The sequence below is a fragment of the Gordonia sp. YC-XJ4 genome (genome assembly GCF_059511865.1).
Map to the genome: position 1 here is coordinate 4581450 of NZ_CM183447.1, position 22061 is coordinate 4603510.

Annotated in this window: 21 protein-coding genes; 9 read left to right on the top strand and 12 right to left on the bottom strand. The window is 66.5% G+C overall.

Features of this window, described 5'->3' with window-relative positions:
* Positions 1-23: 23 nt before the first annotated feature.
* Positions 24-548: a 50S ribosomal protein L10 gene (gene rplJ, locus AC5ZH6_RS20310; protein ID WP_006368378.1), complete on the bottom strand. Its 525-nt coding sequence runs from the start codon at positions 546-548 to the stop codon at positions 24-26.
* A gap of 593 nt (positions 549-1141) precedes the next feature.
* Here rplJ and AC5ZH6_RS20315 point away from each other — a divergent pair.
* Positions 1142-3175: a CocE/NonD family hydrolase gene (locus tag AC5ZH6_RS20315; RefSeq protein ID WP_020170342.1), complete on the top strand. Its 2034-nt coding sequence runs from the start codon at positions 1142-1144 to the stop codon at positions 3173-3175.
* A gap of 15 nt (positions 3176-3190) precedes the next feature.
* On the opposite strand, the gene AC5ZH6_RS20320 is transcribed toward AC5ZH6_RS20315, so the two are convergent.
* Positions 3191-4645 (bottom strand): FAD-binding oxidoreductase, encoded by a 1455-nt coding sequence (locus AC5ZH6_RS20320; protein WP_231386609.1) that lies wholly within the window; start codon positions 4643-4645, stop codon positions 3191-3193.
* A gap of 153 nt (positions 4646-4798) precedes the next feature.
* Between AC5ZH6_RS20320 and AC5ZH6_RS20325 the strand changes: the two genes are divergently transcribed.
* Positions 4799-5641, top strand: coding sequence for an alpha/beta fold hydrolase (locus AC5ZH6_RS20325; RefSeq protein ID WP_231386608.1), 843 nt, complete (start codon positions 4799-4801; stop codon positions 5639-5641).
* Here AC5ZH6_RS20325 and AC5ZH6_RS20330 read toward each other — a convergent pair.
* The 10 genes from AC5ZH6_RS20330 to AC5ZH6_RS20375 form a co-directional block, all read right to left on the bottom strand.
* Positions 5634-6848 carry a cytochrome P450 gene (locus AC5ZH6_RS20330; protein ID WP_020170340.1) on the bottom strand — a complete coding sequence of 405 codons (1215 nt, stop codon included), beginning with the start codon at positions 6846-6848 and terminating at the stop codon, positions 5634-5636. The two genes, AC5ZH6_RS20325 and AC5ZH6_RS20330, sit on opposite strands and share 8 nt — an antisense overlap.
* Positions 6845-7288 (bottom strand): PaaI family thioesterase, encoded by a 444-nt coding sequence (locus AC5ZH6_RS20335; protein ID WP_006368373.1) that lies wholly within the window; start codon positions 7286-7288, stop codon positions 6845-6847. Before AC5ZH6_RS20335 ends, AC5ZH6_RS20330 begins: the two co-directional genes overlap by 4 nt.
* Entirely contained in the window at positions 7285-9114 is a 1830-nt protein-coding gene (locus tag AC5ZH6_RS20340) for a fatty acyl-AMP ligase (RefSeq protein WP_020170339.1), read from the bottom strand. Before AC5ZH6_RS20340 ends, AC5ZH6_RS20335 begins: the two co-directional genes overlap by 4 nt.
* Complete coding sequence (locus AC5ZH6_RS20345) at positions 9111-9935, bottom strand: thioesterase II family protein (protein WP_006368371.1); 825 nt, start codon at positions 9933-9935, stop codon at positions 9111-9113. Before AC5ZH6_RS20345 ends, AC5ZH6_RS20340 begins: the two co-directional genes overlap by 4 nt.
* Entirely contained in the window at positions 9932-11188 is a 1257-nt protein-coding gene (locus AC5ZH6_RS20350) for a cytochrome P450 (RefSeq protein ID WP_026919914.1), read from the bottom strand. The genes AC5ZH6_RS20345 and AC5ZH6_RS20350 overlap by 4 nt, the downstream gene beginning before the upstream one ends.
* Complete coding sequence (locus tag AC5ZH6_RS20355; RefSeq protein WP_020170336.1) at positions 11185-12153, bottom strand: class I SAM-dependent methyltransferase; 969 nt, start codon at positions 12151-12153, stop codon at positions 11185-11187. The genes AC5ZH6_RS20350 and AC5ZH6_RS20355 overlap by 4 nt, the downstream gene beginning before the upstream one ends.
* Entirely contained in the window at positions 12150-12458 is a 309-nt protein-coding gene (locus AC5ZH6_RS20360; RefSeq protein ID WP_006368368.1) for an acyl carrier protein, read from the bottom strand. The genes AC5ZH6_RS20355 and AC5ZH6_RS20360 overlap by 4 nt, the downstream gene beginning before the upstream one ends.
* Positions 12459-12595: 137 nt before the next feature.
* Positions 12596-13609: an acyl-CoA desaturase gene (locus tag AC5ZH6_RS20365; protein WP_006368367.1), complete on the bottom strand. Its 1014-nt coding sequence runs from the start codon at positions 13607-13609 to the stop codon at positions 12596-12598.
* A gap of 38 nt (positions 13610-13647) precedes the next feature.
* On the bottom strand, positions 13648-14148 hold the full coding sequence (locus tag AC5ZH6_RS20370) for a DUF4442 domain-containing protein (RefSeq protein WP_006368366.1): 501 nt from the start codon (positions 14146-14148) through the stop codon (positions 13648-13650).
* A complete protein-coding gene (locus tag AC5ZH6_RS20375) occupies positions 14145-15101 on the bottom strand; it encodes a PDR/VanB family oxidoreductase (RefSeq protein ID WP_006368365.1) in 957 nt (318 codons plus the stop codon). Before AC5ZH6_RS20375 ends, AC5ZH6_RS20370 begins: the two co-directional genes overlap by 4 nt.
* 191 nt (positions 15102-15292) lie before the next feature.
* On the opposite strand from AC5ZH6_RS20375, the gene AC5ZH6_RS20380 reads away from it, so the two are divergent.
* The 7 genes from AC5ZH6_RS20380 (at position 15293) to AC5ZH6_RS20410 (ending at position 22036) form a co-directional block, all read left to right on the top strand.
* A complete protein-coding gene (locus AC5ZH6_RS20380; protein ID WP_006368364.1) occupies positions 15293-15850 on the top strand; it encodes a DUF4442 domain-containing protein in 558 nt (185 codons plus the stop codon).
* Positions 15847-16731 (top strand): alpha/beta hydrolase family protein, encoded by an 885-nt coding sequence (locus tag AC5ZH6_RS20385; protein ID WP_006368363.1) that lies wholly within the window; start codon positions 15847-15849, stop codon positions 16729-16731. The genes AC5ZH6_RS20380 and AC5ZH6_RS20385 overlap by 4 nt, the downstream gene beginning before the upstream one ends.
* Positions 16728-17909, top strand: a complete 1182-nt coding sequence (locus tag AC5ZH6_RS20390; RefSeq protein ID WP_006368362.1) for an ABC transporter ATP-binding protein — start codon at positions 16728-16730, stop codon at positions 17907-17909. The genes AC5ZH6_RS20385 and AC5ZH6_RS20390 overlap by 4 nt, the downstream gene beginning before the upstream one ends.
* Positions 17906-19291, top strand: a complete 1386-nt coding sequence (locus AC5ZH6_RS20395; protein WP_006368361.1) for an ABC transporter substrate-binding protein — start codon at positions 17906-17908, stop codon at positions 19289-19291. Before AC5ZH6_RS20390 ends, AC5ZH6_RS20395 begins: the two co-directional genes overlap by 4 nt.
* A 12-nt stretch (positions 19292-19303) precedes the next feature.
* Positions 19304-20164 carry a metallophosphoesterase gene (locus AC5ZH6_RS20400; RefSeq protein WP_006368360.1) on the top strand — a complete coding sequence of 287 codons (861 nt, stop codon included), beginning with the start codon at positions 19304-19306 and terminating at the stop codon, positions 20162-20164.
* A 152-nt stretch (positions 20165-20316) separates the two neighbouring features.
* On the top strand, positions 20317-21207 hold the full coding sequence (locus tag AC5ZH6_RS20405) for a carbohydrate ABC transporter permease (protein WP_006368359.1): 891 nt from the start codon (positions 20317-20319) through the stop codon (positions 21205-21207).
* Entirely contained in the window at positions 21194-22036 is an 843-nt protein-coding gene (locus tag AC5ZH6_RS20410) for a carbohydrate ABC transporter permease (protein ID WP_210739428.1), read from the top strand. Before AC5ZH6_RS20405 ends, AC5ZH6_RS20410 begins: the two co-directional genes overlap by 14 nt.
* Positions 22037-22061: the final 25 nt, after the last annotated feature.

Below are 22061 nucleotides of genomic sequence, written 5' to 3' on the forward strand. Positions count from 1 at the left end.
GGGGATGTTTGTGGTGCGGCGAGTTATTCGCCGGCTTCGTTCTTCTTCTCCTGCAGGGCCGCGGCGAGGCGCGCCACCTGCGATGCCGGCTGGTTGAACAGGCCGGCAGCCTTTGCCAAGTTGCCCTTCATGGCACCGGCGAGCTTGGCCAACAGGACCTCGCGGGTCTCAAGGTCGGCGATCTGTTCGATCTCGGCCACGGACAGCGCACGGCCGTCCATGTATCCGCCCTTGATGACGAGAGCCTTGTTGTCCTTGGCGAAGTTCTTGATCGCCTTGGCGGCCACAACCGGTTCGCCTTCGATGAAGGCAATCGCGGTCGGACCGCTGAACAGCTCGTCGAGCCCTTCCACGCCCGCCTTTTCGGCGGCACGCTTCACCAGGGTGTTCTTGGCGACGGAGTAGGTTGCGCCCTCACCGAGGGAACGACGCAGATCGGTGATCTGACTGACGGACAGGCCACGGTACTCCGTGACGACCGCCGCCGTTGCGCCCTCGAACTGCTCTGCGATCTCCGCGACTGCGGCGACCTTGTCGGACTTGGCCATACTTCGCCTCCTTCCTCATCACTCGAGTTGAGTTGGTCAGAGTTCAACGCAGGGAACCTTCGGAAGACGCCGCGCCACGGAGGGCGAATGCCCTCGAAACGACGAAACGCCCCGGCACACAGAGGCACGGGGCGTCACACTGGCGATCTTGCCGAACCGGCATGATCGAGCTTCTTCCTCGTTCTCCCTGCGTGGGCCGCCGACATTGCTGTCGCCCTTCGATCGGGATCGCTCCCGATGACCAACGGTCTCTGGTTGAACCGATACGACGCGTGCAAGCGCGTCACACCGAGAAAGAGGTTACCCGAGCTCGACGTCGTCGACCAAATCCGTCCCCACGTCACCGGGTCACCTGTCCGAACGGAGGGTTTCCCAGGTCACACACGGCTTTGAACTGCAGATTCACTGTCGTGACCCAAATGGACCCCACCTCGATGCGGTTCCGAGATCGACGATGCACTACAGTCGGCCATCGGGAGTGATGTGGCCCACAAAGTGTAAGCGGGGTTTCACTCACGCCCGAGCACACGACGGGGTGTGGGTGACGCCGGTGGGTCCGGCGTCCGGTCATACCCCAGGCAGGGTGAGGCACCATGACGTACCAGTTGGACCCGGGCGCTCCCGGGTTGTCACGACCCCAGGTGGTCCCGACGCGGCCCGACGGCGGTCGCGCCACTCCCCATTTCGGCACCCTCCCCCTCGGTGATCCGACCGGCGGCGCCGACGGTATCCGGTGGCGGGAAGCTGTCGACGGCGCCCAGCTCTATCCCCGAGTGGTCGTCGATCGGGACGTCAAGATCACCATGAGCGACGGTGTCACGTTGCGCGCCACGGTGGTCCGACCCGCCAACCGCTTCGGCCAAACCGTTCTCACCCCGTATCCCGCGATCGTCAACATCAACCCCTACAACCGGGCGGCCGTCGACTTCATCGACACCACCACCCACGCACCGGTACTCGGGCGTGCGTTGCGGGTCGCGTCGTCGTCGATCGATGCGACGGGCACCGCCCTCGGCGGGCTCACCCGCCTGACCGGCACGCTCTCCGGCGGAATCCTCGACGTCTTCGGCATCAACCGCACCCTGGTCCGCAGCGGTTACGTCCAGGTCATCGTCGATGTCCGGGGCACCGGGGCCAGCGGCGGCAAATGGCAGATCCTCGGCGCGCGCGAGCAGCAGGACTCGGTGGAGGTCATCTCCTGGGCCGCCGAACAGGAATGGTGTGACGGCAAGGTCGGACTCGCCGGCTGGTCGTACTCGGCGATCAATTCGCTGCAGGCCGCCGACAAACGGCCGGCCGAACTCGGCGCGGTCTTCGCGGTCGAGGGATGCGACGACATCGTTCGCGACGTCTACATCACCGGCGGCATGCCCTCGGCGTTCATCCCGATGTGGCTGTCGGTGGTCAACGTGCTCAAGTGGGTACCCAATCCGTCGACGTACCTGCGCGATGTGGTGCGCGGCGACACGCTGCGTTGGCTGCGCGATCGCGTGGCCTCCCCGGCGACCGAGATCCCGTCGTTGCTGTGGGGTTTCCTCACCGCCCGCGACGACCGGATCTTCGACGACCCCTATTTCGACGAACGGGATCCGCAGATCGACCGGATCACCGCACCCACCTTCACCGTCGGCGGGTGGCACGATCTCTTCGGGCGCAGCGCCACCGGCATCTACGAGCGGCTCCGCCTCGAGCCCGGCCGCAAGCAGATGCTCGTCGGCGACGGGTATCACTTCGACGTGGGCACCGGCCACGGATCCAGCTCCGCCCCACCGCGTCTCGACGTCCTCGAGCGCGCCTGGTTCGATCGCTGGCTCAAGGGCCACCGCAACGGTATAGACCACTACGGGCCGGTCACGATGATGCAGCAGGGCGGTTCGTGGACGTCCGGCGCGGCGTTCCCGCGACCGGGCGTGCGACCCCGGCGGCTCTATCTCACCGAGGAGCCGTCGACGACCGCGGATCACGCCGTGCACGACGGATCGCTGAGCACAGCTCCGGCACAAGGTGTTTCGTCTCTGCACATCCGACCCGACCTGCGCGGCATGGTGTCCCGGGACATGACGCAGGTGACCGCGGGTGCGTCGATGGTCCTCGGCAATCGATTCACCACCGATGCACGTTTTCAGGAGCGCGGCGGATTGTCGTTCACCAGCGCCCCGGTCACCGAGGCGACCCACCTCAGCGGCGCGATGAACCTCCGCCTCAACGTGGCGACCACCGCACACGAGGGTATCTGGGCGGTGACCGTCAATGATGTTGCGCCCGATGGCACCTCGACCGTTCTCACCAATGGCGCGCTCTCGGCGACCAATCGCGCCCTCGACCGGTCGATGTCGACATTCACCGCCGACGGGCATCTCCTCGGTGCCCATCACTACCTCTCCCGCAAGCGCAAACTGCCGGTCCCCGCCGACGAGCCGGTCCGGATCGATGTCGATCTCGTCCCCACCGACGCCGTGCTCGAACCCGGCCACCGGTTGCGGGTGGACGTCTACGCCGCGAGTTTCCCCCGCTACCTCACGGTGGTCCCCGACCTGATCAAGGCCCGCGGACGCAAGCAACGTCTCGTTCTCGACCCGGAGCACCCGAGTTACCTGACGTTCCTGGCCGGCGACGGGCTCGCCTGAGCCCGTCAAGCGGGCTCAGAATGCCTTGCCGGGATTGAGGATTCCGTCGGGGTCGAGAGCGTGCTTGACCGCTCGGTGCATGTCGAGCACGGCGGGTGACAGTTCCTTGCGCGCGCCGTCGAGCTTGAGCACGCCGACGCCGTGCTCGCCGGTGACCGTGCCCCCGAGTTCCAGTGCGGCATCGATGATCTCACCGAAGGCGAGCTGCGCCCGGCCACGCGCGGCGGCGTCTCCCTCGTCGGCGATCAGCAGTGGATGCAGATTGCCGTCACCGGCGTGGGCGATGTTGGCGATGACGATGTCGTGGCGGATGCCGATCTCCTCGATGCGCGCCAGCATCGCCGGCACATGCTTCTTGGGGACGCAGACGTCCTCGGTGAGTACGGGACCGAGTCGCTCCAGCGCCGGATAGGCCAGGCGTCGCGCCGCGAACAGCGCCTGCGCCTCCTGCTCGTCGGAGGACACCGCCGACCACGTGGCGCCCGCGGCGTCGAAACACTCACGCAAGCGCTCGGATTCACGCTCACCCTCGATTCCGGGCGTGTCGATCCGGCCGAGCAGAACGACGTTCGCGTCGACCGCGAGCCCCATGTTCTTCCACGCATCCACCGCGAGCAGACACTGCCGATCGACGAGTTCCAGTGCGGCGGGGGTCAATCCACTCGCACCGACGGCAGACACTGCCCGTCCGGCGTCGATCAACGAGTCGAAGTAGCCCGCGATGGTCCGCGATGGTGGTTGCAGGGGACGCAGTTTCACCGTCATCTCGGTGACGATCCCCAACGTCCCCTCCGAGCCGACCATCAATCCTGTCAGGTCGTACCCGACGACCCCCTTGGCCGTCGGGTGCCCGATCCGCACCAGTTCGCCGGTACCGGTGACCACCTGCACCGCGAGCACGTAATCGCGTGTCACTCCGTACTTCACACAACACACACCGCCGGCGTTGGTCGCCACGTTGCCGCCGATGGTCGACCACGGCGAACTCGCCGGGTCGGGCGGATACCACAAACCCACCTCCGCGCAGGCTGCTCGCAGATGGTCGTTGACGACTCCCGGCGCCACGACCGCGATGCGTTCGAGCGGATCGATCGAGAAGATCTCGGTCATCGCCGCACAGGAGAGGACGACGCTGCGGGCCCATGCGTTGGCACCACCGGACAGACCGGTCCCGGCTCCGCGGGGGATCACCGCGACCTGGCGGGCACGGCACGCGCGCACCACCTCGACCACATCCCCGGGCGTACGCGCACGCACCACGGCGATCGGCATCTGGTGCGGCGCCCACTCCGCGTCGTCGTGGGCGTATCCGGCCATCACATCCGGATCGCACACCACCGCACCGGGGGTGACCGCCGCCTCCAGTGCGGCGATCAGATCTGCCCGGAGATCGGGTGCGACGTCGGCGGTGAAATCCACACCCCACCCTAACGCCACCGCCATCCGGTCGAGAACGAAGTCCGGTGCCATCGGCCAACTCTGGCCGCGCGCGGTGCGCAACCACCCATCCGGGACGGGCGCGATGGAGTCACCCGGTATTCCGGCAATAGTCCGGATCGATCGGGGCGTTCACGACGCCGATCGATGCGGCACGACGTCTCCTCGGCACGCGATACTCTCCCGGTGGACACCGTGCACACCATCGACATGCCGAACGCGACCATCACCTGTCGGGACTCCGGCGTACCGCGGGCCGCGGACCCGACGGAGACGATCCTCTTCGGTCACGGGCTGTTGTTCGACGGCACCATGTTCGACGATCAGGTGGCCGCGCTGCGCGGGCGGTTCCGCTGCATCCGCCCGGACTGGCGCGGCCAGGGTGCCAGCGTGGGCCACCATTCCGCCTATGACATGGATACGCTCACCGACGACACGCTCGGGGTGATCGAGCACCTGGCAACAGGTCCCGTGCACTACGTCGGACTGTCGATGGGTGGCTACGTCGGGATGCGGCTCGCCCTGCGTCATCCCGAACTGCTCCGCTCGCTGACCCTCCTCAACACCATGGCGCGCAACGAATCAGCCCGATCCGCCATCGACTACACCGCCATGGCCTGGATACAGCAGCTGACCGGTGTTCGGCCACTTCGACACCTGCTGGAGTCCAAGCTCTTCGGTCGTGGGTTCGTCGACACCGCGCGTGGCAAGCGCATCGGTGACGAATGGTTCGCCCGACTCGCGACCACCCAACAGTCCACCGCCCGTCGGGCCACCCTGCGACGCGTCGTGGCGGGTGTCGTGGCACGAGATGCCGTGGCCTCCCAGCTGCCGCTGATCACCACCCCGACCCTGGTCATCGGCGCCGAGAACGACGTGGCAACACCTCCGGTGGAGGCCTCCCGGGTCGCCGCGGCCATTCCGGGAGCAACACTGCACCTGTTACCGGGGTGTGGCCACAGCAGCGTTCTCGAGCAACCGGACACCGTGTCGGCGCTCTTGGCCGACCACCTCGGTTCGGTCAACTGACGGTCACCACAACCGATTCCGGACCGCGGATGTTGCGTCGCCCGTTCCAGGACAACGAATCCAGCCGTGCGCGGGGGAACCGCTCGATGAATCCGGAAAGGAAAGCCGCGGTTTCGGCCCGCGCCAGCGCCGCACCCAGACAATGGTGAATCCCCGCACCGAACGACAGATGACGGTGCGCCAGCGGCCGATCAGGACGAAACGTCGCGGCATCCCCACCCCAGAAGGCGGGGTCCCGGTTGGCCGCGGCGATGACGCCGATCACGAACGAGCCCAGAGGGATTCGCACTCCTTCGACGTCGAGGGGCGCGGTCGTGACCCGTCGCATCAGGTGCACCGACGGCTCGAACCGCAGAACCTCTTCGACCACATTGGTCACGAGATCGGGTCGCTGCCGCACCATCGCAATACTGTCCGGATGCGCGAGAAGTGTTGCCACCGCGGAGCCGATGAGGTTGACCGTGGTCTCATGACCGGCAATCAGGACGAACATCACCTGGGCGACCAACTCGTCACCAGTGAGTTCACCCGCGCGTTCCGCCGCGATCAGGGCGGTCAGCAGATCATCGCCGGGATCGGAGTGCTTGCGCCGCACCAGATCACGGGTCATCGCCGTCAACTCATCGTTGGCCGCTCGAATACGGGCCTGGGTGGCCGGCTCCGCAAGTGGTTCGAGCCCGAGCACGAGCGTACCGATGTGTTCTCGGAACCGTTCGGTGTCGACCCCGGACACCCCGAGGATCTCCGAGATCACCTCGTACGGCATGGTGAACGCGACTTCGTGCATCAGATCGATGGTGCCCGCAGCGGCCACACGGTCGAGCGCGCGATCGGCGAGTCGGCTGATCCGGTCCATACGTGCGGCGACACCTGATCGGGTGAACGGCGTACCGACCAGCCGCCGGAGTCGGGAATGGTCCGGCGGGTCGCGATCGAGCAACGACAATCCGCGCATCATGCGGTTCTCATCGCCCAGTCGGGTGCTGTCGCTCTTGAAATCGGGAATATGGCGAAGTGCGCTCTCTTGCACGGAGTGTCCGGACCGCTGTAGCGCCGCGACATCGGCGTAGCGGGTCAGTAGCCAGAATCCCTGCGGGTGAACGACAACCGGGGCGGTCGCCTGCAACCTCCGATACGCGGTATGTGGATCGACCGCAAACGCCGGGTCGAACAGATCCATCCCGCCGGCATCGATGCGCGTGTTCACCGCACCAACCGAACGTTACGAAACGTCGACAACGCAGTCGCACAGAGATTTCCGTCCTCATCGAAGATGTCGGCGCGACCGACGGAGATGGTTCGACCCGCCGACACCGCGGTTCCCTGCGCGCTCAGTTGCGGGCCGGGGGCGGGCGCCACGATCTTGATGGTGTAGTCGAGCGTGACGTTCGCCCAGCCCGTCGGCAGCAACGTCGCCACTGCCGCGCCTGCTGCGTAATCGGCGAGAGCGCCGAGAACGCCCGCCTGAACGTGTCCGGTGTGCTGGGTGTGATCGGGGCGAACCGCCAGTCGAAGCGTGGCGGCGCCGGTTCCGAGTGACTCGATCGCGAAGCCCAGCGCACGTGCCGCGGGCATCGCGTCCAGGACGGCTCTGATGGCCTCGGCGGCGGCGGGATCCGGCGAGTCGGACGTCGTGGTGGTGGTCATCGATACTCCGTTCCGACGGGCGTGAACCCGTCATTGTCGTAGAGGGCACGTGCCGCTCGGCGCCGCACCTTTCCGCTGGTCGTCTTGGGCAACTCGCCGGCGGCGATGAGTCCGATACGGAGCACAGTGATCCCGAGGTCGGCCCGGATCGCCGCACGGATCGCCGAACGCACCTCCGCCGCGTCGAGGTCTCGGTGCGTGGCCCGGATCTCGGCGACCACGACCACCTCCTCGGCAGGAGTGTCACCACCCGATGACTCCTCGGCCCACCCGAACGCCGCGCAGCCGCCCGGACGGAGCGCCGAATGTGCTCCCACAGTCGCTCTTTCGATGTCGGTGGGATAGAAGTTGCGACCACGGATGACGATCATGTCCTTGATGCGTCCCACCACGTACAGTTCGCCCGCGACGACGAACCCGAGGTCACCGGTGCGCAGCATGGGATCACCGCCACCGACGATCACCCCGAACAACGCCTCGGTCGCGGGGCGATTGTGCCAATAGCCCGCACACACATGCTCACCGGAGACCCATATCTCCCCGACGACGCCGTCGGGGAGGCCGACGCGCCTGTCCGGGTCGACGATGCGGATCACGCTGCCCCGCACCGCTGTTCCGGACCCCACCACTTCGGTCCCGGCCGAATCCGGACGGTAACGTCGATGTTGTAGGTCCGCTGCGGACGCTCGCAGCGTGCGCGGCCCACGACCCGGACGGGACGCCGTGACCAACAGGGTCGACTCGGCGAGCCCGTAACACGGATACATTGCGCGAGCGTCGAATCCGTGGGGCGCGAACTCCGCCGCGAAGCTGCGGATCGTGTCGGAGCGGATCGGCTCGGCTCCATTGAAGGCGACGGTCCAGCTCGTCAGGTCGAGATCGGCCGGCAATCCGGTACGACGGGCATGCGCCACGCAGGCCGCGTAGGCGAAGTCCGGCCCTCCGCTGGTGGTGGCCCGATACCGCGAGATCAGCGTCGGCCACAGCAGTGGCCGACGGATGAAGGTCATGGGCGACATCAGAACCGCTCGGGCACCGACATACAGCGGCTGCAACACATTTCCTATCAAGCCCTGATCATGGAAGAAGGGGGCCCAACCAACGACCACCGATGTCTCGTCATGACCAAAGGCATCGCGGATCATCTCTTGGTTGGCGCGCAGGTTGCCATGCGTCACCATCACTCCCTTGGGCGCACCGGTTGAGCCCGAGGTGTACTGCAGGAGTGCGACGTCGTCGGCGTCCACCGGATCCGCGGCGTGCGTGGAGTCATACGGGATGGCCGATCGTTCATCGGCGGGTACGTCATCGACCACCCCGTTGTCGGTCAGATCGCTGTCGGTCAGATCGCTGTCGGTCAGATCGCTGTCGGTCAGGTCATCGACCCACATGGGCGGTACCGGACACAGCGTCCTCAAAGTCTCGCCGAAGAATTCGTCGGATACCTTGTCGGTCAACACTATTGCGGGTTGGGCGTCGGCGATCACATTCCGAATCGCGCTCGGCCCCGCGGTCGGGGTCGGCAGCGGCGGCGCCACCGGTACCGCGACGACACGCGCATACATGCACCCGAAGAAGGCGGCGATGAAGTCGAGGCCGGGAAGGAACGCCAGCAGGGCTCGGTCGCCGGGCACGCATTGCCGCCGCAATCGTTCCGCGATCCGGACGGCACGACGGTGCAGGGTTGCGTGGTCGAGTTGATCGACCTCCGTACCGGACTCGTCGACGAACACATAGACAACCCGGTCCGGCGCCGTCCGCGCGCGGGTCATGAGCACGTCGGGCAGGAACGCGCCCCGCCGTTCGGGATCGTCGTGGCCGATCATGACCCCGCCGGCTCCGCAGTCGATGGCGGCGACACGAACAGTGCGGTCAGGCGATCCCGGTGTTGCTGCGGGAAGAAGTGGTCACCGGCGAACGTGTGCCCGGCGAAACCCGATGCGGTATGTGCCGACCACGACCACGCCTCGTCGGCATCGACGAGCGGATCACGGTTGCCGTGGCACACCGTGATCGGTACCGGGAGCGGTACCACCCCACCGTCCTCGAGGATCGGTCCGGCGACATATCGGTACTGCTCCACCATCGCCAGGTCATATCGCACCAGATCCAAGGCGTCACTGAGGAATTCCGGCGTTCGTGCCAGTAGGTGCCAGGTGTCGGACAGTTCGGCGAGCCCGGCGAGGAGTTCCTCGTCGTCGCGTTCGTGCAGCGGCGGGCGGCTGGCGGGGAGGTGAGGAGCGCGCCGCCCCGAGACGCACAGATGGATCGGCGACCGACCGGCAGCGAGGAGGCACCGGGTGAGCTCGAAGGCGATGACCGCACCCATGGAATGCCCGTACACCACCGTCGGTATCTCGGGCAACGCCAACAGCTGGCCGGCCAGGGTGGTGGCTGCGGCGAATACCGAGGTCGCCCGGGCCGCATGACGCACATCCTCCCGCCCCGGCAACTGCACTCGCAACACCTCGAGACCGGCGGGGAAGCAAGCGCCCCAACGGGTGAACGTCGACACGCCCGCGCCGGCGTGGGGCACCATCACCACTCTGGTGTGGGCGCGCCCACGGTTCACGCGGTGCGTGTCCGGCATCGGCCGCAGCCAGAGTCCTGGCGGCTCCTCGATGTGATGCGAGATGGTGGACATCATCGTGATCTTCCCCTCACGGGTAACGCGCTCGGTCCGCGCATGATGAAGCTCTCGGTCTGCCAGGTCGGCGCGATGCCCGTCGGCGTCAGCTCCAAGCGCCGCCACACCCGCTCCAGTGCCGTCTGGGCGATCAGTTGGGCGAGAGCGGCGCCGAGACAACCGTGCATTCCGTGTCCGAACCCCAGATGTGAGGCAGCCGAGCGCATATCGGCTCCGCGGTCGATACTGAATTCGTTCGGGGCGTCGAAGACCTCCGGGTCCCGGTTACCTGCACCGAGGCACAACAACACCTGGTCTCCACACCGGATGACCTGTCCGCCGTATCGGCTCTCGGCGCGTGCGACCCGCTTGGTCATCTGCAACGGGCTGTCGTAGCGCAGCGTCTCGCGAATGGCATCTCCGGCACGCTCGGGTGCTGCGGCGAGCTTGGCCGACTGTTCCGGATGCGTGAGCAGCGCGGCAACGGCGTTGCCCAACAGGGCGGTTGTGGTTTCGGTACCCGCGACGAAACACATGATGCAGATGTAGGCGAGCTCGGTCTGCGAGAGACGATCGCCGTGGCCCACCGATACCCGCGCGAGCTCGCTGATCAGGTCGTCGCCGTGCTGATCGGTCCGTTCGTCGACCAGCGCGCGCAGTGCCGAGGCGAAGTCACCGACGACGCGTCCCACCCGGGTGAGGTCGGCGACCGACATCCGTCCCGGCTCGAGTAACCGGCGTACCTCGTGGGTCCACTCCGGTGCCACCGAGGCGAGCGACGGCGGCAACGCCATCCAGTCGACGAGAACCGCACTCGGCAGCGGGCTCGCGAGACTCGCGATGAGATCGAAGGTCAGCGCCTGGACGCCGATATCGAGGCGATCGAGCATGTCGTCCACCCGCTGCGCCACGACCGGTCGCAACCCCTCGATTCGTTGACGGGTGAAGACCCGGTTGACCAGCGCGCGCAACCGCGCGTGTGCGGGGTCGTCGGTGAACACCAACGAGGTCCGTCCGAGGTCAACGATCCGAGCGGCGTCCGCCCGTGCGTGCGGTGGCAGTCGATCGATCCGTCCGGCCACCTCATCGGGAATCAACGAGGAACTGAATCCGTTGTCGCGCAAGAGGTGACGGATGTCGTTGTGCGCCGTGAACACCCACATCCCGAGGGTGCGGTGTACCGGTTCGGCTTCCCGGAGCGCCGCGTACAGCGGGTAGGGGTCCATCCGGAATCCCGGTGCAAGCGGGTTGAAACGCGGAGTCGTGGCCGTCACTTGTCCACGTCCAGGTCATGTCGCGGTGCGGATTCCGACACGAAGTAGCTGCGCCGGTACGGCCGTAACACCAAGCGCAGCAGACAGATCTTCCCCATACGGAACCCCAGCGCCGACATCGTCAGGTAACGGAGGTAACGATCGACCGTGTCCTCGCCCACGATGCGGGTCGCCTCGTCACGTCGTTGCCTCAGCCGGTGCGCCCACTGCGCACAGGTCCAGGCGTAGTCCAGGCGACCGTTGGTCACGCGATCGATCTCGAAGATGCCGTCCGCGGTAACCGCGATATCGGCGAAGGTGGGCAGTTCGGCGTGCGGGAAGATCTCCCGCTGCATGAACGAACTCGCCTGCATCGCAGACATGTTCGCATACGCGATGGTCTGCAGCGACAGAGCGCCGTCATCGTTGAGCCAGTCGCGGCATCGGGTGAAGAATGCTCGATAGACCGCGCGGCGCGTCTCGATGTTCTCATCGGGCCGCGCGAAGTGCTCGAAGGCGCCCACCGACACGATGCCGTCGAAACGATGCGGCGGCCGGTACTCTGCCCAATCGGTGACCTCGGCGCGAATCCGGGGTTCGCCGAGTGCGCGGATGTGGGCGGCCTGTTCCACGCTGAGCGTGAGTCCGATCGCCTCGGTCACTCCGGGGTGCGTTACGGCCTGGCGCAGCAGCGCGCCCCAGCCACATCCGATGTCGAGAATCCGGTGCGCGTTCCCGATTCCGATCGCGTCGAGGTGATATCGCACCTTGCGCGACTGCGCGGCGTCGAGGTCGTCACCCGGACTCTCGGGCATGGCACAGGAATAACTCTGATCCGCGTCGAGCCAGAGGCGATAGAAGTCGTTGCCGACGTCGTAGTGGAACGCGATGGCCTCGGCGGCCTCGCCACGCCTGCGCTCACCGGTCACTGCGCCGGTGCCGGGCGTCAGGGTCGTTTCCCCACAGGTCATTTCCGCACCGGTCATTGCCCCGCCGCCGCATCGAGGTGCTCGAACAGATGGTTCGACACCGCACTGATGGTCGGGTTGTCGAACAAGGCCTCGGACGGGAGTTCCACTCCGTAACGCGCTTCCACCTCGATCAGCAGGGCGACGGCGTGTGCCGAATCCAGCCCGAGCCGATCGAATCCGGCATCCGGGTCGACCGATTCCGGCATGGTCTCCAGCAGGTCTGCGAGGTACTCGCGACACCAGCGCACGATGCTCTCGCGCGTGATCGGCTCCGACGACGGCGCGGTGTCGATCGGTCCGTCGGGCTGGGGCATGTTCATGGTCCCTCCTGGGTTCAGCAGGCTCGAGTGGATTGCGCAGGCCCGCAGGGTGCGGGACGGGGCAGGTGCTCTTGGAGCGCAGGTGCTCTTGGAGCGAAAACTTCTGGACACGAATGGAACTGAGGGTGCAGAGTTGATCAGTCGCCACCGCGGACGTCGCCCGCGCCCGCCCCCGCCGGCGTCGTCCGGATACGTTTGGCGGCACGCCGCTGCGGTGACGGCACCCCCACATCGGTGGCCAGACCGCACGCAGACAGTACGACGATCAGCCAGTAACCGGGGTCGACGCGATACCAGTTCAATCCGAACGATGCGGAGTCGGGAAACGCGTGGTGATTGTTGTGCCAGGCTTCACCGAGTGTGACGAGCGCGAAAACCCCTCCGTTGCGGCTGTTCTCACGTGACTCGTATGGCCGGGTGCCGTACATGTGGAGAAAGGAGTTGATCGCCCAGACGATGTGCTCGAGGACGAATATCCGGACGAGACCGCCCCACAGGAAGCCCATCAGTACGCCGGTGAGGCTCCATTCCATCACGCCGACGATCGCCGCCGGGATGACCAGACCGAGCACCACCCACAGGTGGTAGTGGCGGGAAATACGCAACAGTGCGCGATTCTTCAACAAGTCGGGGGCGTAATGCATCACGTTCGGGTACTCGTGACGCCGCATCCACAGGAAGTGCGAATGGACGAGCCCCCGCAGCGCACCCCGGAATCCGTCGCCGGAGAGGTTGGGCGAGTGCGGATCACCGTCGCGGTCGCTGCACTCGTGGTGTCGCCGGTGCAGGGCGACCCACGATATCACCGGCCCCTGTCCGGCCATGGAGCCCGCGATCGCCAGCGCGACAACCGCTCCCGGCGCGGCCTTGAAGGTGCGATGGGTGAACAGACGGTGGTACCCGACGGTGATGCCGAGTCCGGTCAGCAACCACATCACACCGAGTGAGACCCACGCCGAGGTCGGTACCGGTATCACCCAGAGCAAGCCGACCGCGACGGCGGTGCCGATGATCGGTAGGACGTCGAACAGCAGGAAGTGCCTGCGCTGCAACCGATGGATGTAGGGGTTGCTGATCGTCTTCTTTCTCGGTTCGGGCGGTGTCGAGGACGGCACGCCGATGTTCTCGGACGACGCGGCGGAGTGGACCATGACGGATTCACCTCGTTGATCACTGCGTGGATGGGTTCTCAGGAAATCTGGCAGACATAGTCGAAATAGACCTTGCCGACGACTGCGCCGCCCGGGTCGCGCAGGACCGCTTTCGCATCGACGTCGAGGCGTCCGGGTTCGCCACGGGCGGCCAGTTCCCGGACCGCACGGAGGTCGACGGCGGCGGTGGCGGTGATGGTTCCGGTCGCCGGGCGGGTGTAGACCGCGCGGCAGTCCCGCACGACCATCCACTCGACCCGCTCCAGGTGGGCGGCAGCGGTGCCGACAAACGCTGCTGCAGCACAGAACTCGGCACCCAGATACAGTGCGGCGGCGTGCACCGTGCCCACGTGGTTGTGCAGATGCGTCACATCGGGGATCTGCGCCACCGCGCGCTCGGCATCGAGGTCGATGATGCGGATGTCGTTGTGTTCGGTATGTGGAGCCAGGCCGTTGGCCACCTCCCGCAACTTGGCGAAATCGGGATCCGAGCCTCCGAAGGGCACGAACGGCTCATAGGCCTTGCCGAAGAAGCTCATAGATCCAGCACCAGCCTGTCCGACGCTGCGCGCGACACGCAGACCATCATGGATCGCCCCGCCTGCCGCTCCGCGGCGGTGAGCACCGAATCCCGATGGACGATCTCACCCTCGAGTACCCCGGTCTCACAGCTCGCGCAGGTGCCCTCGCGGCACGAGGTCACCGGCGACACCCCCACCGCCTCCAGCGCATCGAGGATGCTCTGGTCGGCGCCGACGTCGACCGTGAGCCCCGAACTGGCCAGGCACACGGTGAAGGCCCGGGCGCCGTCATCCTCGACGATCTGCTTCGGGGTGAACCGTTCGGTGTGCACCGCGACATCGGGACCCGCGAGGTCCTCGACCGCTGCGATCAAACCTGCTGGGCCGCAGCAGTAGACCCGGGTACCCGGGCCCGCGTCGGCAAGGATGTCGGCAACCGGCAACGGCCCCAGTCGATCCTGTGGACGAACGTGCACCCGGGCCCCGTGGTCCCTCAGTTCGTCGAGGTAGGCCATCGATTCTTCGGATCGTCCGCCGTAATGCAACTCCCACTCCGAGTCCCGTGAGGCGAGATCGGCGATCATCGGCAACAGCGGGGTGATGCCGATGCCGCCGGCCACGAAGACGTGGCGATCGGCGTCGGCGAGCGCGAAGTTGTTACGCGGCATCGAGATACGCAACTCGTCGCCGACGACGACGCTCTCGTGCAGGGTGATCGAGCCGCCCCTACCGTCGATCTCGCGGAGTACCGCGATCCGATATCTGTCATTGTCGGCGGGCGACGAGCACAGGGAGTACTGCCGCGGACCGATCCCGGGAACGTCGACGTCGATGTGGGCGCCCGGTGCCCACGTCGGCAGAGCCGATCCGCCGGGTGGGGTCAGGACCAGCTCGACGATGTCCGGCGTCAGCCGGCGACGGGTCTCGACCACCACGGACAGGGCTGCGTTGGCGGTGGATTGCGGGGGCATCGGATCTCCTCGACCGGCGACATTCGCCGATTGGCGACATCACCACGGTGACCGGGATTCGAGACGGCCGCATCACGGAGCGCTGCCCTTTGTTCGCGCGATTGGCAGTCTCTATCGATCACCCGCCAGCGGCGGCCGACCGCCGACACTGATCTGTGTTCCCGACCGGAAACGTCCCAAGGAGGACTGCTGTGACCGCAGAGACCGCGACTGAATCCGGGGAAGGACGCGTGTTGACCGACTTCGCCGCGGCCTTCCCCCAACTCGACTTCACCGCACCCGATTACGAGTACCTGCGCTCGGTTGCCACCGCCCTGGTCCCCTTCGGTGAGCTCGTCGGCACCGCCGTGACCGAGATTTCGGCGGAGCAGGCCGTGGTCACCATCGCAGCGGGTGAGTCGGTCACCAATCACATGGGGACCGTCCATGCGGGGGCCCAGTTCACCGCAGCGGACATCGCCGGCGCGTTGGCCTTCATCGGGGCTGCCGCCCCGCGGCTGTACACGATCGAACGTCTGGTCCTGCGTGCCGCCACCGTCACCTATCGCCGTCCGGCGCTCGGCGCGATCCGCGCGGTTGCCCACATCGACGAGCGTGAACTGCGATCGGTGCTCACCGCCGACGACGGCGGGCGCCATGACATCACCGCCAAGGCGGTCGTCCTCGACGACGCCGGGGTCGTCACCGCGAAGCTCGTCTTCGACTATGTGTGCGACGTCGTTGCGGCCACCCCCGGGAACAGCCGATGACCAGCGCACCGGCACCAACCCGTGAGGTCCTCGACGTCGTCACGACCGACGGCACCTCGTTCCGGCTGCACCTGTCGCCCGACCCGGGCGCGCCGACGGTGTTGGTGCTCCCGGCGATGGGCATGAAGGGCAAGCACTATCGCGGACTTGCCGATGCGATTGCCGCACAGGGCTTTGCCGTCGCGACGTGCGACCTGCGTGCCCAGGGCGAGTCCCGGCCCGCACTGGCCGACGCACCGAACTTCGGGTATCGGGAGATGCTGGAGATCGATCTCCCGGCGATCATCGACCGCCTCCGCGAGCACACCGGCACCGACGTCGTCCACCTCGTCGGCCACAGCCTCGGCGGCCAGTTGTCACTGCTGTACGCCGCCGCCCATCCGGATGCGATCGGCAGCGTCACCGTTGTCGCCACGGGAACGGTGTTCTGGCAGGCGTTCGATCGCCGCCGCCGGTTCGAGATCCTGTGGCAGACCCAGTGGATCGGGGCGGTCTCGCGCACCACCAAACGGTGGCCCGGTGGCGTGGCGATACCGGCACCCATGGCGGGCGGCGTGATGACCGACTGGTCGATGCAGGCGTTGACCGGTCGGTACCGGGTCCGTGGTTCCGATATCGACTACAACGCCGCGTTGCGCACCTTGCAGCGCCCGGTGTTGATGATCTCCTTCGCCGGTGATCCGCTGGGCCCCAAGAGCACGGTCGACCATCTCGCCCGCCGGATGCCTGCGGCCTCGGTGAGCCACTGGCACGTGTCCGGCAGCGCACCCATCCGCTCCGGCGACCATTTCGCCTGGCTGAAGGATTCACCCGCGCTCGCCACCCAGGTTGCCGGGTGGTTCGACACGGCAATCGGTACGCGCCGACCGGAGCAGCAGTGAGCCGAATCGAGCTGGACTCCCTGACAAAGGCATTCGGCAATTCGCGGGCACTCGAATCGGTGGATCTGACGATCGGCGACGGGGAGTTCATCGTTTTCCTCGGGCCGAGCGGATGCGGCAAGTCCACCTTGCTGCGGACGATCGCGGGGCTCTCCGAGCCGACATCGGGTTCGGTCCGGATCGACGGACGCGATGTCACCGGCACGTCGCCGCGCGAGCGCAACCTCGCGATGGTCTTCCAGAGTTACGCGCTCTATCCGCATCTGTCCGTCGCGAAGAACATCGGCTTTCCGCTGCGTACCAGGCGGCTTCGACGTTCCGACATCGCCGCGCAGGTGGCCGACGCCGCCGAGTCACTCCAACTGACACCGTTACTCAACCGGCGGCCGGCGGACCTGTCCGGCGGCCAGCGCCAACGGGTGGCCCTCGCCCGGGCGATGGTGCAGAAGCCGGGCGCCTACCTGATGGACGAACCGCTGTCGAACCTCGACGCCCAGTTGCGCTCGGCCACCCGTGCCGAGCTCATCGACCTCCATCGCCGCATGGGGGCGACGTTTCTCTACGTCACCCATGACCAGGTGGAGGCCATGACCATGGCCACCCGCATCGTGCTGCTCAATGCCGGTCGGGTCGAACAGGTGGGAACGCCGACGGAATTGTACGATCGTCCCGAATCCTCGTTTGTGGCAGCCTTTCTCGGCGCTCCTCCGATGTGTTTGTTCGACGCAGTCGCCGGCGGCCGCAACGGCCGGGTCGTCGTCGCCGCCGGCGGCCTGACGGTTCCGCTCGAACTGCCCGCACCGACCGACTACTCCGCGCAACCGGTCACCGCAGGCATCCGACCCGAACGCATACGGCTGATCGCCGCGGCAGCACCGCGGCCGACGGACGCGATCGAGGTCGGTGCGCGCGTCGGAACGATCGAGAACCTCGGCAGCGACGAGGTCGTGCACCTGCGCGTCGGATCCACGGCTTTGCAGGCTCGCGTCGCGCGTCCGTGCGGCGTCCGGGAAGGCGATTCCGTGCGGCTCGCCATCGCCCCGCAAGACGTGCACCTCTTCGACCGGGTGTCGGGACGCCGACTGCACTGGGACCCCACCCCCTGCCCTCCACCCACCCGGACATCCGATCTCACCGAACCCGCCACACCATTCGTCTCCCAAGGAGCACTGTCATGAGAACCCATCTCCCCCTTCGTCATCTGGTGAGTGCCGTCGCCGTGTGCTCGGCGGTGACGCTGTTCGCCTCCGCCTGCAGCATGGGCAGTTCATCGGACGACACGACGACCTCGGCCGTCCCCGAGCTCGGTCCCGATCAGAAGGTCTCCATCGTTTTCGAGAGCTACAACTACGGTCTGGCCGGCGCCTGGACCGACACCTTCAACACGTTGATCGCCAACTTCACCAAGCAACACCCCAACATCACCGTCAAGGCGCAGAAGCCGCAGGGCAACAGCCCGAATCCGGCCGGTGACGCCGTGTCCAGCGTGCAGAGTCAGACCGTCGCCGGTTCTCCGCCCGACGTCGCCCAACTCGGCTTCGGCGATTTCGACTTCACCATCCATCAGCTCGGCGCGAAGCCGTTGTCCACGCTCTTCGGCGAGGCAGCCGTGCAGGCCAACTTCCAGGGCGACAAGTACCCGTATGCATCGGCGGTGCGGACGTTGGGCGACTCCGGCGGGGTCACCTACGGCATCCCGTTCGTCATGTCCACACCGGTGCTGTACTACAACGCCGACCTGTTCCGAGCCGCCGGGCTCGACCCGGCCAAGCCGCCCACCACCTGGGACGAGGTCGCCGCCGACGCCAAAGCCATTGCCACCAAGACCGGAAAGGGTGGCGCCTACCTCGACTGTCTGACGAAGTCGGCGACCGATTGGTGCTACCAGAGCCTCGTTCGCTCCGCCGGCGGACAGGTGATCTCCGACGACCGCAAGACGTTGTCGTTCGCCGATCCCGCCGCACTCACCGTGACCACGATGGCGCAGAACATGGTGAAGTCCGGTGCCACCCCCGTCTACACGCAACAGCAGGGATACGAGGCCTTCGCGCGCGGCGACATGGGCATGATCCTGGAGAGCAGTTCGCTGCAGGCCACCTTCCTCAAGGGCGCCAAGGGCAAGTGGGAGCTGCGCGCCGCACCCCTGCCGGCCTTCGCCGGACACACGCCGGTACCCACCAATTCGGGTGTGGCGCTGTACACCTTTGCGAAGGACCCGGCCAAACAGCGCGCTGCCTGGGAACTGATCGAATACCTCACCGGCAATGAGGCGTTCACCACGATCGCCAAGGGCATCGGCTACCTTCCGTTGCGCACCGGACTGGTGAATGATCCTGCCTACCTCGCCGATTGGGCCTCGAAGAATCGAGCGCTGTTGACCCCGAATCTGGAGCAACTCGAGAAGATCAAGCCCTGGATGTCGATGCCGGGCAACAGCTACAAACAGATTCAGACCAATCTGATGACCGCGGTCGAGTCGTCGGTGTATCAGGGCGCCGACCCACGTGTCGTGCTCACCGACGCCCAGAACCAATCGACGCGCCTTCTCCCGGCGAGCTGAGGACGGCTTTTGATGACACCCGACTGCACCATCGTCCACCTCACCGATACCCATATCGTCGCGCCGGGTTGCCTGGTCCGCGATGTCGTCGACACCGCGGACAACCTTCGCACCGTCCTCGATCGCATCATCGCGACCGGGCGCACCGTCGATGTGCTCCTGCTGACCGGCGACCTCACCGACAACGGTGATCCACTCGCCTATCGTCGGCTTCGCGAGATCGTCGAACCGGCCGCCGCGACTTTGGACGCACAGATCATCTATGCGCTGGGGAACCACGACTCACACAGCGCTTTTCGGACTGAACTGGTACCCGAGCCGAGCAGCTCCGACCCGTCGGGGCCCTCGTTCGACACCGTTGCCGACCTCGCGAACGTGCGTGTGATCACGATGGACAGCACCCTTCCGGGCCGACACGACGGCGGACTGAGCGCCGATCAACTGTCTTGGCTGGCAGCACAATTGGCAACACCGAGCCGCTCGGGCACCACGGTGCTCGCGATGCATCACCCGCCGCTGCGATCGGCGATCGATCCCGTCGACGCGCTGCGACTGCGTGATCCCGAAGATCTCGCCGAGGTGATCGCCGGCAGCGAGGTTCGGATGATCCTGTGCGGCCACGCACATCTCACCGGCACCGGGGCGCTGGCGGGTGTTCCGATCTGGATCGGTCCGGCGATGTCGTACCGGATCGATCCGTTCGCTCCACTCGGTCGGCACCGCGGTTGGGTCGGTTACGGATTCACCAGGGTCGATGTACTCGACGGCTCGGTGGTGGCGACCGCCGTCGAGGAGACGCCGACCACCGCCGTCTACGACACCGACGAGGAGCAGACACTGGCCACACTGCGCGAACTCGCGCACGAGGTGTGAGGAGAGTGTTCGTCGAGTCACCGCCCGCGCCGAGCACCTCAGAACCCACCGACACCCGGCCCACGGACATCCGGCCCGATCCCGCGCCCACCGATCCCGCGCCTGGCGCCGACTCCGTTCCTGGCGCCGGTTCCGCAGGAAGGCGCTCGGGGGTGTCCGCGCGCGCACGACGCGTGATCGGTTCGGCCACCCCGTATCTGTATCTCACCCCCGCGCTCGCGATGCTGGTGATCTGGACCTACCGGCCGCTGGCGCAGGCCGTGCAGTTGTCCTTCTATTCCTGGAATCTCTTGCCCACCAGCCCGATGGTCGCCGTGGGCACCGAGAACTACCGACGCCTCGTCGATGTGCCGGAGGTCGGCGACTCACTCTGGCGCACAGTGGAGATCATCGTCGGGCTGCTTCCGTTCTCACTCATCCTGCCGGTGATCGTGGCGTTGGCGACCCGTCACGTGACCGGCCGGATGCGGGTGTTCTATCAGGCGATCATCTTCGCCCCGTTCCTCGTCGCGCCGGTCGCCTCGGCCGCGGTGTGGCGCTGGCTGGGCGAGCCCGAGTCCGGCGCGATCAATCGCGTTCTCGGTCTGCACGTGAACTGGATCAACGACACCCGCACCGCGCAGCTGGCGATCATCGTCATCACCGGTTGGCATGTCCTCGGTTTCGCGGTGCTCGTGGTCTCGGCCGGCATTTCCGGCATCAACCCCGACTACCACGACGCCGCCCGGGTCGACGGCGCCACCCGCGGGCAGATCGACCGCTGGATCACCCTGCCCCTGTTGTCGCCGTCGCTGGTCCTACTGGCATTGCTGACCGTGTTGCTCAGCGCCCAGTGGACCTTCCCACTGGTCGACACGCTCACCCAGGGTGGCCCATCGGGAGCCACCACCAACATCTATTACCTGCTGTGGGAGTACGGCTTCCAGACCTTCGACGCCGGCATGAGCGCGGCGGTCGGGATCGTTGTCTTCTTGTGTTTCGGCGTCCTCGCCGCCATCCTCGTCCGCCTCTCCGAACGGGTCACCTTCCATGACGACAAGTAGTCACACCACACCACACCACGACCGGGGCACCGGTGCCCGCGTGCGCGGACATCTCGTGCTCGCGAGTATCGCGCTGGTGTGCGGATTTCCCATCTATTGGCTCGTGGCGACGTCATTGCGCCGCCCCGAGGACCAGTACTCCCTGCGCCCGGTACCCTGGCCGCTCTCGTTGGAGAACTACGCCGATGCCGCCGCGCAAACACATGTGGTCACCCTGCTGGCCAACACGTTTGCCGTCGCCGCCGGGTCGACGATCGCCCAACTGCTCATCGCCCTGCTGGCCGCCTACGCCTTCTCGATGTACGAGTTCCGCGGGAAGCGCCTGCTGTTCGTTGCCTTCGTCGGGACCTGGCTGGTCCCCTTCCAGGTGACCATGCTCCCCAATTACGTTCTGCTCCAGCAGCTCGGCATGCTCAACACCCTTGTCGGCGTCATGATGCCCACCCTGTGTTCGGCGCTGGCGGTACTCATGTTGCGCCAGCACATGGATTCGTTCCCGAAGGAATTGATCGCCGCGGCCCGCATGGACGGCCGTACGTCGTGGACCATTTTGTGGACCGTCGTCGTCCCCAACCTCCGGCCGGCTCTCGCCGCCCTGTCGATCCTGCTGTTCATCAACGCCTGGAACGAGTACTTCTGGCCTGCGGTTGTCCTGCAGCGTACGAGTTCGGTTGTCCAGCTCGGGCTTCGGAGCTTCATGACCGCCGAGGGCACCGACTGGGGTGCGATGATGGCACTCGCCGGTATGTCGTGCCTGCCGGTGTTCGTACTCTATCTGCTGTTGCAGCGCCACATCGTCAACGCGTTCGTGCGCTCGGGCCTGAAGTAGACCCGAGCGCCAGCGATGTCACCGC

Bases quoted from the DNA above. Each gene is read 5' to 3' on its own strand.
- AC5ZH6_RS20410 (WP_210739428.1), top strand. From the start codon at position 21,194: ATGACGACAAGTAGTCACACCACACCACACCACGACCGGGGCACCGGT.
- AC5ZH6_RS20400 (WP_006368360.1), top strand. From the start codon at position 19,304: ATGACACCCGACTGCACCATCGTCCACCTCACCGATACCCATATCGTC.
- AC5ZH6_RS20335 (WP_006368373.1), bottom strand. From the start codon at position 7,288: ATGACCACCACCACGACGTCCGACTCGCCGGATCCCGCCGCCGCCGAG.
- AC5ZH6_RS20375 (WP_006368365.1), bottom strand. From the start codon at position 15,101: ATGCCCCCGCAATCCACCGCCAACGCAGCCCTGTCCGTGGTGGTCGAG.
- AC5ZH6_RS20315 (WP_020170342.1), top strand. From the start codon at position 1,142: ATGACGTACCAGTTGGACCCGGGCGCTCCCGGGTTGTCACGACCCCAG.
- AC5ZH6_RS20340 (WP_020170339.1), bottom strand. From the start codon at position 9,114: ATGATCGGCCACGACGATCCCGAACGGCGGGGCGCGTTCCTGCCCGAC.
- AC5ZH6_RS20360 (WP_006368368.1), bottom strand. From the start codon at position 12,458: ATGAACATGCCCCAGCCCGACGGACCGATCGACACCGCGCCGTCGTCG.
- AC5ZH6_RS20320 (WP_231386609.1), bottom strand. From the start codon at position 4,645: ATGGCACCGGACTTCGTTCTCGACCGGATGGCGGTGGCGTTAGGGTGG.
- AC5ZH6_RS20365 (WP_006368367.1), bottom strand. From the start codon at position 13,609: ATGGTCCACTCCGCCGCGTCGTCCGAGAACATCGGCGTGCCGTCCTCG.
- AC5ZH6_RS20395 (WP_006368361.1), top strand. From the start codon at position 17,906: ATGAGAACCCATCTCCCCCTTCGTCATCTGGTGAGTGCCGTCGCCGTG.
- AC5ZH6_RS20345 (WP_006368371.1), bottom strand. From the start codon at position 9,935: ATGATGTCCACCATCTCGCATCACATCGAGGAGCCGCCAGGACTCTGG.
- AC5ZH6_RS20385 (WP_006368363.1), top strand. From the start codon at position 15,847: ATGACCAGCGCACCGGCACCAACCCGTGAGGTCCTCGACGTCGTCACG.
- AC5ZH6_RS20355 (WP_020170336.1), bottom strand. From the start codon at position 12,153: ATGACCGGTGCGGAAATGACCTGTGGGGAAACGACCCTGACGCCCGGC.
- AC5ZH6_RS20370 (WP_006368366.1), bottom strand. From the start codon at position 14,148: ATGAGCTTCTTCGGCAAGGCCTATGAGCCGTTCGTGCCCTTCGGAGGC.
- rplJ (WP_006368378.1), bottom strand. From the start codon at position 548: ATGGCCAAGTCCGACAAGGTCGCCGCAGTCGCGGAGATCGCAGAGCAG.